General features: G+C 59.4%; 14 protein-coding genes. 3 read left to right on the forward strand and 11 right to left on the reverse strand.

The features are described 5' to 3' along the window. Positions 1 to 2 precede the first annotated feature (2 nt). From ACYZT1_RS15760 to gspE, 7 genes are read right to left on the reverse strand one after another with little or no spacing between them, the layout of a single operon-like run. On the reverse strand, positions 3 to 725 hold the full coding sequence (locus ACYZT1_RS15760; RefSeq protein WP_462015633.1) for a type II secretion system minor pseudopilin GspK: 723 nt from the start codon (positions 723 to 725) through the stop codon (positions 3 to 5). Next, on the reverse strand, positions 722 to 1,330 hold the full coding sequence (locus ACYZT1_RS15765) for a prepilin-type N-terminal cleavage/methylation domain-containing protein (protein ID WP_462015634.1): 609 nt from the start codon (positions 1,328 to 1,330) through the stop codon (positions 722 to 724). The genes ACYZT1_RS15760 and ACYZT1_RS15765 overlap by 4 nt, the downstream gene beginning before the upstream one ends. After that, entirely contained in the window at positions 1,327 to 1,695 is a 369-nt protein-coding gene (locus tag ACYZT1_RS15770; RefSeq protein ID WP_462015635.1) for a type II secretion system protein, read from the reverse strand. Before ACYZT1_RS15770 ends, ACYZT1_RS15765 begins: the two co-directional genes overlap by 4 nt. Beyond that, positions 1,692 to 2,129 carry a prepilin-type N-terminal cleavage/methylation domain-containing protein gene (locus ACYZT1_RS15775; protein ID WP_462015636.1) on the reverse strand — a complete coding sequence of 146 codons (438 nt, stop codon included), beginning with the start codon at positions 2,127 to 2,129 and terminating at the stop codon, positions 1,692 to 1,694. The genes ACYZT1_RS15770 and ACYZT1_RS15775 overlap by 4 nt, the downstream gene beginning before the upstream one ends. A gap of 2 nt (positions 2,130 to 2,131) precedes the next feature. Beyond that, complete coding sequence (gspG, locus tag ACYZT1_RS15780; RefSeq protein ID WP_462015637.1) at positions 2,132 to 2,554, reverse strand: type II secretion system major pseudopilin GspG; 423 nt, start codon at positions 2,552 to 2,554, stop codon at positions 2,132 to 2,134. Between the two features lie 10 nt (positions 2,555 to 2,564). After that, positions 2,565 to 3,767: a type II secretion system inner membrane protein GspF gene (gene gspF, locus ACYZT1_RS15785; RefSeq protein ID WP_462015638.1), complete on the reverse strand. Its 1,203-nt coding sequence runs from the start codon at positions 3,765 to 3,767 to the stop codon at positions 2,565 to 2,567. Positions 3,768 to 3,769: 2 nt separating this feature from the next. Beyond that, entirely contained in the window at positions 3,770 to 5,461 is a 1,692-nt protein-coding gene (gspE, locus tag ACYZT1_RS15790; protein ID WP_462015639.1) for a type II secretion system ATPase GspE, read from the reverse strand. A 567-nt stretch (positions 5,462 to 6,028) separates the two neighbouring features. Here gspE and ACYZT1_RS15795 point away from each other — a divergent pair. Both ACYZT1_RS15795 and ACYZT1_RS15800 read left to right on the forward strand, forming a co-directional pair. After that, entirely contained in the window at positions 6,029 to 6,271 is a 243-nt protein-coding gene (locus ACYZT1_RS15795; RefSeq protein ID WP_462015640.1) for a hypothetical protein, read from the forward strand. 50 nt (positions 6,272 to 6,321) lie between these two features. Then, complete coding sequence (locus ACYZT1_RS15800; protein ID WP_462015641.1) at positions 6,322 to 9,015, forward strand: beta-glucosidase; 2,694 nt, start codon at positions 6,322 to 6,324, stop codon at positions 9,013 to 9,015. A gap of 15 nt (positions 9,016 to 9,030) precedes the next feature. Here the strand turns inward: ACYZT1_RS15800 and ACYZT1_RS15805 are convergent, their stop codons facing one another. Together ACYZT1_RS15805 and ACYZT1_RS15810 are read right to left on the reverse strand one after the other, a co-directional pair. After that, positions 9,031 to 9,693 (reverse strand): TetR/AcrR family transcriptional regulator, encoded by a 663-nt coding sequence (locus ACYZT1_RS15805; protein ID WP_462015642.1) that lies wholly within the window; start codon positions 9,691 to 9,693, stop codon positions 9,031 to 9,033. A 59-nt stretch (positions 9,694 to 9,752) separates the two neighbouring features. Next, positions 9,753 to 11,108, reverse strand: a complete 1,356-nt coding sequence (locus tag ACYZT1_RS15810; protein ID WP_462015643.1) for an MATE family efflux transporter — start codon at positions 11,106 to 11,108, stop codon at positions 9,753 to 9,755. Between the two features lie 663 nt (positions 11,109 to 11,771). On the opposite strand from ACYZT1_RS15810, the gene ACYZT1_RS15815 reads away from it, so the two are divergent. After that, a complete protein-coding gene (locus tag ACYZT1_RS15815; RefSeq protein ID WP_462015644.1) occupies positions 11,772 to 12,725 on the forward strand; it encodes a glycosyltransferase family 2 protein in 954 nt (317 codons plus the stop codon). 18 nt (positions 12,726 to 12,743) lie between these two features. Here the strand turns inward: ACYZT1_RS15815 and ACYZT1_RS15820 are convergent, their stop codons facing one another. Both ACYZT1_RS15820 and ACYZT1_RS15825 read right to left on the reverse strand, forming a co-directional pair. Then, entirely contained in the window at positions 12,744 to 13,094 is a 351-nt protein-coding gene (locus tag ACYZT1_RS15820; protein ID WP_462015645.1) for an antibiotic biosynthesis monooxygenase family protein, read from the reverse strand. Between the two features lie 60 nt (positions 13,095 to 13,154). Then, positions 13,155 to 14,111 (reverse strand): zinc-dependent alcohol dehydrogenase family protein, encoded by a 957-nt coding sequence (locus ACYZT1_RS15825; RefSeq protein WP_462015646.1) that lies wholly within the window; start codon positions 14,109 to 14,111, stop codon positions 13,155 to 13,157. Between the last annotated feature and the right edge of the window lie 75 nt (positions 14,112 to 14,186).

Raw genomic sequence — 14,186 nt, forward strand, 5'->3', positions numbered from 1 at the left:
CTTCATTCTTGCCAGCGCAGGACCCGATAAGGTCGTGCACCCTCCTTCGATGGGTTCAGTAACAAGGTGACGCGCAGCGTCGTGGCGTAACCACCGGGCAACGTTGCCCGGCTCTGTAGCGTGATAATCGACCCGGCTGATGTTCCGGTGGGGTTCATTCGCGGCAGGTTCAATGCCTGCTGCAACCAGGGCGCGGCCAGACGCGGATCCGGTTCGGGCAAGCCGCTCCAAAGCGTCACGTAGGGCGCGGCGCACTGGTACAACGCCTGAGTCATGCCGGGTATTTCGCGTAACTCTTCGATCATCCGCAGCGGCGCCTGGTGAACGCCGCGCCGATGATCGACGGCCTGCGCCAGTTGCCGGGCATTCTCCGGGGTCGCGCCACAGGCCTGCATCAACCGGTCGATCTGCCCTGCTGGCGCAGCATTGAGGTCCAGCTGACCCTGCTCGCTGCGCAAGCTGACGGCCAATTCGGCTTGATCAAAACGCAACGCATGGACCTGGCCGTCCGCCAACCAATGGCGCTCCGGTTGCCGGTCCAGTTGCGCCAGCACAGCCATGCCGATTCCCGCCTCGGCGGCGAGCAATGCCTGCAAATGCTCGCGTTGCCAGAGCGCCTGACGGTTTTGCAAATGCACCCACCCGACCAGACCGGCGAGCAAGCTGGCGAGCAAGGCCAGCACCCACAGCACCAGCAATAGCGCGACACCGCGCTGACGCTTCATGGCGCGTTGTGCTCGCCGGACAAGTCCAGGCGCAGGATGATGCTTTGACGGGGCCACGCAATAGCACCGGCCAACTGCGCCTCGATGCGCACCGCTTGCGGCAAACGACCCGGCCACGGCCAATGGTCCATCCACGCGCTGACCTGTCCTTTGGGCGACACACCGCGGTAGCTCAGTTGCACGGCGTCGACCTGATGGAGCAACACCTGCGGATCGCTCGACGGCTGCAAGGCCTGGCCCTGCAACCGCTGAACGCTGACCTGCAAGCGTCCGTGCTTCAGACTCACGTGGTGCCGGTTGATCCCGCCGCCCAGCGTCGCCGGCAACGGCGCATAAAAACTCAGGCTGTGCGCGTCGCCCTCGAACAGCGAGGACCGCGCTTCAGCGGGTTTGCCTGCGGCCAGGGGTAGCGCCTGGCCGATGGCTGCACGCAGAAAATTCTGCGTGGAGCGCACTTCATCCAGCCGCGTGCTGTAACGCTCGGCCTTGGCCATCGCGCGGTTTGCACCGGAAATGGCCGCCCCGATCAGCGTCAGCAATACGCCCAGCAGACTCATCACCACCAGCACTTCCAACAGGGTAAAACCTCTGACGCCATGCCTCATGGCGCTGCTCCCGAGCCCGCACTGCGCACCTGCAACGTGCTGTAACGGGCTTGCCGCGTGCCGTCGCTGACGCGCAGGTCGAGGCGATACGCATTGGCCGGGCCTGCCGCACTCGTTATCTGGCTGACGTCCAACTGCCAGTGCACCCCGCTCCATTCGCCCCGGCTTTGTCCAGTTGACAATGGCCCGTCGCTGGCGTCCTCGATCAACGAACGTGCGACCAGGCTCATGCGGTCGCTGCGTTGTGCTTGCTGCAACGCTCGCGCGCTGTGCCCGAAAGCGGCCACCAGGACACTGCTGCAGATCGCCAGCACCACCAGCGCCGCAAGCATTTCCAGCAACGTGAAACCACGCTGGCGGCTCAATTGAGCGAGCGCAGCTGAACGCTGCCGGTCAGCCAGTTGATGTCGATGCGCCAATGTTTGTCGTTGCGTGACAGCAGCAAGTGCCCACCGCTGGCGCCGCCGTCAGGATAAAACTCGAACGCCGAGCCAAGCCCTTCGGCGGTCATCAGTTGCACGTGCATGTCGGCTGGCAGGTTGTACGTCTTCTGACCTGGCCCCTGAAAACGTCCTGCTATCAGATCGAAACGGGTTTGTGCCGGTTGACCGCTGACGATCGCCTTCACGCGGGCCGCGCGCAGCGACTGCACCACTTGGCTCAACGCCTGACGCTCCGTGGCAGCCTGCAAACCCTTGCCGACGCCGAAGCTGACCAGACTGATGCTGATGCCGATCAAAACGACCACCACCAACAGTTCGATCAAGGTGAAGCCGCGCGAGCGCTGCAAGGCTTGCACGGTTATTCCCAGTTTCCGATGTCTGCCCTGTAGCCGTCGCCGCCGGGCTGGCCGTCCTGACCGAAGAAAATCAGGTCGAAGCTGCCGTGCTCGCCGGGATAGCGATAGCCGAAAGCGTGGCCGAACGGGTCTTTGAGGTCTGAGGGTTTGGCGTAGGGGCCGGACCAACCGGCGGCATTGGCTGGTTTGTTGACCAGCTGCTGCAAGTTGGCGGGCGGGCTGCCGACGTCCAGGCCGAAGCTTTCAACCTTCATGCCCAGGCTCGACAGTTGGGCCTTGCCGGCACCGTATTTGCCCTTGTCGACGTTGCCGCCCACTTGCCGCACGACAATGGTGGCGACGATGCCCAACAAGACGATGACGGCCAGCATTTCCAACAGGGTGAAACCTCGCTGGCGACGGCCAGCGACGTTGAATCGGGACATGATTGTTTCCTCAAATATTACTGGTAAGGCTCATCAGCGGCAGCATGATCGCGAGCATGATCACCGCCACCATTACGGCCATCACCACGGTCAGGCTCGGCACCAGGGCAGCGAGCAGGCGATCGATGCCGCGTTTGGCTTCGACGTCGAACACGTCGGCGACCTTGAGCAACATGACGTCGAGGTTGCCGGCCTGCTCGCCGACCTCGATCATCTGCAGGGCCAGTTCAGGCAGCAGCGGCGCTTCCCCGAAAGCCAGCGCTAGCGTCCCGCCACCCTTGACCCGCTGCGTGGCCTGCTCAACCTGGGCGCGCAAGGCATGGTTGCCGCATACCTCGCGGACGATGAGCATGGCTTGCAGCAGGGCCACGCCATTGCTGAGCAACGTGCCCAGCGTGCGCGCCAGACGTGCGGCTTCAATGCGTTGCAGCAACGGGCCGATGACTTTGATCAGCAGCAGGCGGCGGTCATGCCGTTGGCGTCGTAGCGGGTTACGGCGCGCCGCGACCACCCCCCACGCCAGCAACATCAGTGTCGCCAGGACGAGCAGACCCCAGGCGCTGAGAAACTCACCGAGACCAAGAATCGCTTGAGTAATCAGCGGAATTGGCACGCCCAGATCGCGGAAAATCGGCACGAATTGCGGCACCACGTACGCCAGCAACAGCGCCAGCGATCCGAGCACACCAACCACCAGGAAAACCGGGTAGATCAACGCGTTGATCACCTCACCGCGCAGCGTCTCGGTGCGTTCCAGGTAGTCGGATAGCTGGCGCAACGTGTTTTCCAGCGACCCGCCCGCTTCACCGGCGCGCACCATGCTGATGTACAGACTGGAGAACTGACCGTGTTCTTCTTCAAGGGCCTGGCTCAACGGCTTGCCGGCCTTGACCTGCTCGCGCACCCGTTCCAGCAGGGCACGCTGCCGGGGTTCGCTGGCATGCTTGAGGAGAATGTTCAGCGAACGCTCCAAAGGCTGCCCGGCACCCAGCAATGTAGCGAGTTGCTGGGTGAAACTGACCAGTGCAGCGCCCTTCATGGCGCCAGGACGCAAAGCCGAACGCAAACCGCGATCGACGCTCGCATCGAGGCTCAACAGCAGCAAGCCGCGTTTTTGCACAACGGCGATGGCGCTGGCCTCATCGGCGGCTTCGAAGCTGCCGTTTTGGCTCACGCCCTCGGCGTCCAGTGCGCGGTATCTGAATTGAGCCATGGTCAGTCACCGCGCGTCACGCGCAGCACCTCTTCGAGTGAAGTGATGCCCGCCACGGCCTGCCGCAAACCTTCTTCATACAAGGTGCGCAGACCGCCGCGCCTGGCGGCCTGTTCGAGGGTCGCGGCATCGGCCTGGCGCATCAGCAATGAGCGCAGTTCTTCGTTCATGACCAGCAATTCGGTGATGGCGCTGCGGCCGTGGTAGCCGCCACCGGGCAAGGTGATTGCCGGCCGATACAGCACAATCGGACGCTGCTCGGTAAAGCGCTCCAACCCATGCTCGGCCACCAGTTGTGGCGACGCTTCGAAAGCAATCCGGGTGAGCGGGTCAAGTCGACGCACCAGGCGCTGAGCCAGAATGCCTTTGACGGTGGAAGCAATCAGGTAGCTTTCAACGCCCATGTCCAACAGGCGCGTGATACTCGCCGCGGCGCTGTTGGTGTGCAGGGTCGAGAGCACGAGATGGCCGGTCAGTGAACTCTGAATGGCGATGCGACAGGTTTCCAGATCTCGCATTTCGCCGATCATGATCACGTCCGGGTCTTGCCGCACAATGGAGCGCAGAGCGTTGGCAAAGTCCAGGCCGATGGCCGGTTTCACCTGGATCTGGTTGATGCCTTCTAGCTGATACTCGACCGGGTCTTCGACCGTGATGATCTTGCGCTCGGCGGTGTTCAACCGCGACAGCGCGGTGTATAGCGTGGTGGTTTTGCCCGAACCGGTGGGGCCCGTCACCAATAGAATGCCGTGCGGATTTTCCAGAACTTCGAGGAAGGTCTGCAAACGTTGGCCGTCCATGCCCAGGCTGGGAAAGTCGAAGCTTACGGTGCGTCGATCCAGCAGGCGCATGACCACGGATTCACCAAAACTGGTGGGCACTGTCGAGACCCGCAAGTCCAGTTCCTTGCCCTGAATGCGCAGCATGATGCGCCCGTCTTGCGGCAGTCGGCGCTCGGCGATGTCCAGGCGCGCCATGATCTTCAGTCGCGAGATGATCGCAGCCGATGAGCTGGACGGCGGCGACTCGGCTTCATGCAGCACGCCATCGATGCGGTAGCGCACCTTGAGCTGGCTTTCGAAGGGTTCGATATGAATATCGGACGCCCGCTGCTCAACTGCGCATTGCAGGATCAGGTTGACCAGACGGATCACCGGTGCCTCGGACGCGAGGTCCTTGAGGTGCTCGATGTCTTCCTCGGCGCCGCTGCTGTCGTCCAGCGATTCGATCAATGCATCCATGGCGCTGCGGCCCTGACCGTACAGCCGCTCGATCAGTGTGTTGATGTCGGCGGCGGTCGCCACTTGCAACGACACCGCCTTGCCTGCGCAGTAGGCCATGGCGTCGAGCGCGTATTGCGTCAGGGGCGGGCTGGCGGCCACGGTCACCGTTGCTGCATCGGTGGCGATGGCGACGACCCCGTATTCACGCAGAAAGCGTTCGCTGCCCATCATGAGCGGCTCAACCACAGACGCATCGTCAAGCCGCAGGCAAGGTACGTCGAGCAGTGTCGTGTACGCCTCGACAGCCTGTTCATCCCGCACGGCACCCAAGCGCAAAAGGTTGCGCAGCACTTGGTCATCGCTCTCACTTTCAGCCAGGCATAATTTGCGCGCCCGCTGGACGTCCGACGCTTTGACTTCAGCATTGTCGACCAACCATTGGCCTATTCGGGATTGCGATGGTAGTTGCATCACACTGTTTAACCAGCTCAATAAGAACATGCGAATAAAACAAAAAAACAGACACACTTCACGCGTGTCTGTTTATGAGAATCATCGTTACAGCAACAGAGAAATTCGCACACTTTCGCAAGCGGGGACGAACAACTCCAAGTGACTTAAAAAATACGAACATGGATGAATCAATGAGCGTTGATCATCAAAAATACATCGCTGGAGAAGCTTATCAGATCACTAAACCTAATTGCAACTAGGTTTAGTGATTGATTATTTATTGCTCGAGACACAAAAATTTCGCCGTTCTGTTCTTGGAAAATGATGTAAACCGAATACAAACACCACCTTTGTGTGATTTATAGCTACCCGCACGTCACAGCTACCTTGGCGCTACCCTCCGAAACCGCTCAAGACGTCACTTTTCTCAAACAATAATTTCCTCGCGGAAAAATTTCTTTGCGACAACTGAACTTTCAAGTGCATGCTTCAGACTTATGATGCGACCCACTCTCGGACTTAATTGTCTGCGGTCGATCAATAACGACTCTTCCACCAATCGAGATCCGATCGATGCTTCGACTTATGTCGCCTGTAGTAGGCGCAATACTTTTGTGCGCGCAAAGTTTACCCGCCATGGCCGCGGATTCACCGTCTTCTGGCTATTCCATCAATGCTGAACATCAGCTACGCGAGCAGGTCGAGGCCAAACGGGATCGGCTTTCCGGTGCCGACCAAATCACGCCAACGGCACAAACGGGTTCCGCTGAAGTGCTCGACGCACCTGTGGCAACCGACGACGCCCCGACGCAGGTGCAGCAACCATGAGCGCACCTGACCTTCATCCTCCGATCACCCTCGCCAGAAGGACGCTTGCCATGTCGGCATTCAAACAGACGCTGGCTCTGAGCCTGCTGACCTTCAGTGTTATCCAGGCCAACCTTGCACTCGCGGCGGTCACGCCTGCCACTGGTAACGAAGTCGAAGCACGTGTCAGTTCGATTCTGGACAACATGAACACGTCGGAAAAAATCAACTTCACACGCGTGAACGACGGGCACATGATCCCTTCCCTGCTCAAGTGGGGAATCAAAGGCACTGTCGCCTATGACTCGTCGATGGGCGTACACGTCAACAACGCAACCTTCGGCGCGCAGTACCCGTCGCAGTCCGCGCTCGCCGCCACCTGGAGTATCAACCGGGCGAAGGAATTCGGCCTGGCCATTGCTTATGAAACACGGATTTCCGGCGGACAGCAGATGTTGTCACCGGGCGTAAACCTTTACCGCACCCCGTTCAACGGCCGCTCGGCGGAGTACGTGAGCGGCGAAGATCCGTTCCTCGGCGCGGTGCTCGCCCCCGCCATTGTCAACGCTATTCAGGCGCAAGGCATTCAGGCCAGCGGCAAGCATTACCTGGCCAACGAGCAGGAAGCCAACCGCCAGGCAGTCAACGTGATCGCTGACGAACGTACCCTGCGCGAGATGTACTTGCCTGGCTTCGAATCGATGGTGAAGAACTCCAACGTCGCATCGATCATGTGCGGTTTCAACAAGGTCAACGGCGATTACGCCTGCGAAAACCATCACCTGATCACTGATGTGCTCAAGGGTGAATGGGGCTATCAAGGCACCGTGATCAGCGACTTCAACGCGATCCACGATGCGTTCAAGGGCGCTTGGGCCGGCACCGATATCGATATGCCGTCGGGCCTGCAATTTACCGAAGCCAACCTGATGCCGTACGTGTGGAGCGGGCAACTGACGCAGAATGTCATCGATGACAAGGTCAAGCGCAACCTGCGGGCGATCGTCAGCTACGACTTCCAGGAAAACCTCAACACGGCCAAGACACTCGAGCACCCGGAGTACGGCGCACGCGCTGCACTGAACACCGCCCGTGAGTCGATCGTGCTGCTGCGCAATGAAAAGACCTCTGCTGGCCAGCCGCTGCTGCCACTGGCGCGATCCGCCAAAATCGCCGTGATTGGCGATTGGGCCAATCAGGCACCGGCCTCGCCGTTCGGTACCGCCAACTCACCTCCCAATAGCTACGTCACCGAGTTGAGTGGCTTGCAGCAATTGGCATCGAGCAGCGCCAATGTCACCTACCTGTCCGAGATGAGCCTGAACCCGAAAAGCTCGGTCTGGTACCAGCCTGCCACCGGCGACAACACCATCAGCAATTCCGGGGTAAAGGCCGAATACTTCGCCAACACCAGTTTCTCCGGCTCTCCCGCGCAAACCCGCGTCGAACCGGGGGTGAATTTCAACTGGACCACCCGCACCAACGAAACCAATGCCGGTACCACCACCGTGTCCGGTTTCAGTCCGACTGCCGGTAATTTCTCGGCGCGCTTCACCGCGAACATCAAGCCAACAGTGTCCGGTGCCCATGTGTTCAAAGTCCGAGCAGACGGCCCCTACAAACTGTGGGTGAACGACGAACTGGTGGTGCAGAGCGACGGCGTGCCGTACTCGAGCGACGTGGTCAACGCGCTCACCACTTCCGGTAAATCGGCGGCACTGGTGGCCGGCAAGCACTACACCGTGAAGCTCGAATACCAACGCGTGCAGGGCAACTTCACCCCGGCACTCGGCGGGCTCGCTGGCGTGCAGATGAGCTGGGCGTCACTGCGTCCGCCCAAAGATCTGTCGAAATACGATGCCGTCGTGGTTGCCGCGGGGAGCAATTATGAAAACGAAGGCGAAGGATCAGATCACGGCTTCGACCTGCCCGACCAACAGGCCGAGCTGATCAACTTCGTGACCCGGGCCAACCCGAACACCATCGTGGTAATGCACGGCGGTGGCGTGGCGAACATGCAGCCGTGGGCGAAGAAAGTCGGCGCAACGTTGCAAGCCTGGTTCCCTGGTCAGCAAGGCGGCCAGGCACTGGCCGAGATTCTCTACGGCAAGGTCAACCCGTCGGGTAAATTGCCGGTCACCATCGACAAAAAAATCGAGGACAACCCAAGCTACGCATCGTACCCGGACCCGGCTGCTTATCGCGGCGACAACGCACTGACCGAACTGACCTACAGCGAAGGCCTGTACCTGGGTTATCGCGGTTACGACAAGAAACACGCCAAGCCGCTGTACCCGTTCGGCTACGGTCTGTCCTACACCACGTTTGGTTACAGCGACCTGAAGCTGTCGAGCAACGTGATGACACCCGGGGCCACTGTCGACGTGAAGTTCACGGTGACCAACACCGGCGACAAGGCGGGCTTCGAGGTGGCGCAGCTTTACGTGCAGCCCGTGAACCCTGCGGTCGACCGTCCGGAGAAAGAACTCAAAGGCTTCACCAAGGTGTACCTCGAGCCTGGCCAGAGCAAGACCGTGAGCATCCCGATCGATTCGCGCTCGCTGTCTTACTACGTGGATAAAACCGCCAGCTGGAACGTCGATGCCGGCAAGTTCAAACTCCGCGTAGGTACCGATTCGGAAAATCTGGCCCTCAGCCAGACGCTGATCACCCTGTACCCGGAGCAACTCACCACGCGCGACAGTAACCCGCTGCCCGTGCCTCTGCGCAAAGCCGTTCAGGTATCGGCGGCACAGACTTACTGACCGTTGAATAAAGGCTCAGGGATGAGCCTTTTGCGCGACTTTCAGATCCGCGGCCAGGCGCCGCAGATAAACCTCGAAAACGCTCATGACGTCGACATCAGTCTGCCCCCTGAGCCATTGAATCTGCAGCCCGTCCATCATCGAGAAAATCTCCTGGGCGAGTGCTTTCACGTTCAGATCCTCTCGTATCTCCCCCGATTCGACCAACATGCCCAGGTGCGCCTGCGCATGAGCATGCACCAGCTCGAACTTTTCCTTGTACCAGGGGAAGGCCGGATGCTTGTCGGAGAGACTTTCCGTGTTGATCATCACCGAAGCCTGACATTCGCATGCATCCTCCACGCTTAAGCTCATGCTCAGCCTGAGGAACTGCAGAAAACCGTCCAGTGTCGGGGCCGTGGCCAGATCACCGAACCTGGCAACCACTCGCTCGTCCCGACGATCCAGCAGTGCGCGCAACAACGCGACCTTGTTGGGGAAATGATGCAGCAATCCGACCGTGGTGATTCCCGCAATATCGGCGACATCGCGCATCGAAGCGCCGAGGTAGCCATCGCGGGCAAACACTTCGGTGGCAGCGTCGAGCAGCGCCATACGGCGCATCTCCCCTTTCGGCGCACGTCGACGTTTGGGGCTTGGTGAATCGCCTGATTCGTTGTGAATGTCCATGACTGCCATACAATTCCGTTAATCGTTGACCACTCTGGCTGCCTGCTCCGGCAGTGGCGGGATTGTTATCAATGAGGCCGGGGCGTCTGCGCTCTTTGCAGAAAGTACCGCCGCGACACATGAGAAGCCGTAACGATTGCGACCATCGCCACCAAAGCGTTGCCCAACCACATGCCGATTACCGCGCCGCTCCCGTCAAACAGGTGAGCGCCTGCGTACACAAACGGCAGCGTACCCAGCGTGCCGCGAAGCCAGCCGAAGGTCGGCACCCACCAGGCGCGCTCCATCGTCAGAAACATCGACTGCGCAACAAAGTCCAGCCCGAAGAGAATCCACAGACCGGAGCCGTAATAGCAGACGGCCAGGAAGATCTCTCGGCCCATGTCCATCAGGTGAAAATAATCGGCAATCCAGGCTCCCGAAACGGCCAGCAGAAACCACAACGACACACCATAGAGGACGACTAACCGGCGGGTAAAGGTCAGGGTTTCCTGAGCCCGGTCGTCCCGCCCCGCTCCCAGGTTCTGTGCGAGTACCGGCACCAGCGCACCCGGCAAGGCGAAAAACACACAGTAGCCAAACTGCAGCACCCGATCCACGACCGCCATTCCGGCCAGCGCCGACGCGCCAAAACCGGCGAGCACCAGCATCAGGCAGGTGATCCCCACCGGCATGGCCAGATTTGCGAGCATCGCCGGAAACGCCACGCGCAAGGTGCGCGCCGTGTGCAGGGTCAGGAGCTGGCGATTGACCCTGGTCGACAATCCAATGCGACGTTTGACCAGTACCAGCCCTGTGAACATGGACACCGCCGCCGACAGCAGATAGGCAATGCCGGCACCCTCCAGGCCCATCCCCAAACCGAAAATGAACAATGGGTCGGCGACCGCCAAAGTCCCCGCCCCCACCAGCAACACACTCAGTGCGAGCCTGACCTGTCCTTGCGCCCTGAGCATCTGCACGCACATCTGCGTCGCGGCCATCAAAATGCTCGCGGGCACCACCATCCAGAGAAAATGCCGTGCAGCCCGATACACCGCAAGGTCTCCACCCAGCCACCGGGCCAACGGCACGGCGCTCAACAACTCCACGGCGACGAGAGTGCCCGAAAGCACGAGCGCCATGATCAGCATGTGGCTGGCAAGTCGGGCCAGCGAGCTGGAGGCGTGGCGACCGATGCGGTCCGACAGCAAGGCACCAGCGCCTATTACCAGCCCGGAGGTGAACGCGCCGTTGATGAACACCAGCGTCTTGCCCAGCCCCACGGCGGCCAGAAGACTTTGGTCATCCAGCATGGACACGTACAGCACCGTGAGGATGTCGACGAGAAAAACTGCCAGCAGGCCCAGAGCGCTGGTACTCACCATGCTCATTACATGCTTGCCCACGGGCCCTTCGGTAAACCTGGCACGATAGGTCTTCATAGGGGCTCAAAAAGCATAGGGGGATCAATCACGTTTGGCTGGCCCGTGCTTGCCTTGCTGGAAGCGCGACTGTCCGGGCGAATGTCGTAGGCACACAGGGGCGGATGATACGAGGGCGAGTCGATGTAAGCCAGCGCCAGTATCGTCTCAGGATGCGCTGCATGACACGACTCAGCCCCTCAGTCCGCCAGGTTCAATCCGGCCAATTTGATTGAGTCGTGGTTGTGAGCCTCACGAGTCGGAACATCCCAGGCCGCTCCACTCCGACTTTAATTACCCAAAGAATCTTAAATTTCACATAGACAGTTTCATCAGTAAAAACAATCAGTTGACTGCAACGCCACGCGAATTATCAGGATCAAAGGCATTTTTTTGACAAGTCGCGTTTGACAGTTTCATAAGACTGATCAATAACTAAAACGGTCTACCTAGCAAATAGTTGCGCGGGACTTGTCCTTGAACGCTCTTCCCCAGAGCGACCTTTGTACCCGTTATGTACAAGATCCCCAAACACGGACCATGCGGTAGCTTTGTCTGCGCAAACGCCCTGGAAAGCCCTCTTTATGCCATTACCTGCCCCACCCACTGGCGACCTGTACCAGCGTCCGCCTGACACGCATTTCCAAGCGATTTAGCCCTGGCGTAACAACCGGAGAAACATCCATGTCAGACCAAGCCGCCCCTCTATCGCATTCAGTGTGCGTCGTGATCCCGATGTATAACGGTGCCGCCAGCATCGAGCAAACACTGGCGTCCCTGGTGGAGCAAACCCGGCTGCCGGATCACGTCATTGTCATCGATGACGGTTCCACCGATGACGGGCCGCAGCGGGTCAAAGACTTTGCGGCACCGTTTCGCCTGACGCTGTTGCAGCAAGCCAACGAAGGCCAGGCCAGCGCCCGCAACCATGGTCTGCGACACTCCGAAGAGACGTTTGTGGCGATGCTCGATGCCGACGACCAATGGCTTGCGCAAAAGCTGGAGCTACAACTGGCCCTGTATGACGAACTCAGTGCCCAGGGACGGCCGGTGGGGCTGATCGACTGCTACACGCAGGTCAACTACAGCGACGGACGGCGGCAACTGGACAACATTCGCAAGAACGGCCGGCATTTCTACGACTTCATTCACGCCAACGTCGTTAATGGGGTCTCCACCGCACTGGTCAAGCGCGACGTGATCATGCAACTGGGCGGCTTCGATGCCAGCCTGCGTTATTCCGAAGACCGCTACATGTGGACCCGGATCGCCGAACACTGGGAGATTCACACGGTGCCGCACGTACTGCTGGAACGCACGGTCAATAGCGGAAACATGACCGCGCAACCGAAGAAGTACTACCAGAATAAAATCAGGTTCATCGAGGTTTATCTCGCCCGCTATGGCGCGCAACTGACCAAACAGCAACGGATCGATTTCGTGCTGGGCAACCACACCGACTTTCTCTATGCGTTTTCCCGCAGGGCCGAACATGCCGAAGTGATCGGCGTGTACCGGCGAATGCTGGAGTGTTCCTGGCAAACGCTGGTTTTCGACAACGGCAAACCGACCTTGCGCTACCTCTATGCCTGCGCTCGTTCATGGCGCAAGGCACCTGAATCGACGACCGCTCATTGAAACCAGGGCTACGGGTTTTCAGGACTGGGTATTACCGGGGCCAATGGCACTATGAGGCTTATCATGTTCGCCTGTAGCGAAGGCAGGCCCCTCAACGTGATAGACCGTCGGCTCCTCAGAAAAATAGTCCTGTAAGCCCTGCATGAACATTCGATGGTCTTCACTTTCTTCGAAGCCCGGCGTGTGGTCCTCGAGTGATTGCCATCGCACGATCAGGTTGAACAGCCCGGGCGTTTCGACACCTTGCGCGAGCACGTGACCGCCATAACCCTTGGCACGGCTGAGCAATGGGGCGACTTCGGCAAATGCACATCTAAACTGTGCGATGTGTTCTTTGTGTACGGGGAGCAGAGCGATTTCATAAATCATGGTATGCCTCTTCAATGAGTCCTGCGGTTAAAAATACGGACGTGCAACAAGCGCCGATGGCTAGACCGAAATGGCGATCTTGCCCTGGAGGCCATTGTTGGGACTTTCCAGGCGGGCATGGGCGATCGGGATGTCGGCAAGCGAATAGACGGCGCCGACATGTGGCCGCAACTGACCGCGTTCTATCAACGCGCTCAGCTCATCGAGCTTGCCGCGATTTTGTCTCGTGAAAACAAAGTGATAACTAGCGTTCTTGTCCCAGGCCTGAAGAACGTTTTGTGGCTGTGCAAGGTCTACAATCGTCACAACGCGGCCAAGTTGTGCAAGTGCGTCGGGGCTACGCGATAATGTATGGCCGCCGATGGTGTCGAACACGACATCGACTCCGCGGCCCCCCGTCTCCCGCATGATGACGTCGACGTAATCCTCTTTTTCATAGTCGATGAGCACGTCGGCTCCCAGGCTTCGTGCAAACTCGAAGTTTGCTTCGCGCACGGTCGTGAACACCCTTGCTCCGATGGCTTTTGCCATTTGGATCGCCACATGACCGACGCCTCCCGCGCCGCCATGTATCAGGATGCTTTCCCCTACTCTGAGCGCCGCGCGCACGACCAGTGCTTCCCATGCCGTACCGCCGACCAACGTCAGGCTTGCCGCCTCCAGATGGCTTAGCGAGGCAGGTTTTTTCCCGACAATGCTTTCGTTGGCAACGTGGTACTGAGCATAACTTCCCGGCCCGTCGAATATTTGCGGGGTGTACCAGACTTCGTCTCCGGGAACGAAGGACGTCACACCCGGACCGACGGCTTCCACGACACCCGATATGTCATGCCCTGTGATGGCCGGCAATTGCACCAGGTCTGAATAATCGCCACGTCGGACCTGGAAATCCAACGGGTTGATCGAGGTCGCGTGTACCCGGACCAGCACTTGTCCGGTGTGCGGCACTGGCTTTGGCACCTCGCGCAGTTCGAACGCTTCCGGGCCACCAAATGATTTAAGTATCATCGCTTTCATTTTCGCATCCTCATTTCGATAAAAAGGGATATCGAGATTTCTCGATATTGCCAGGCAAAAAAATTTACTGCGCTT

This window comes from Pseudomonas sp. PB3P13, from assembly GCF_054897735.1.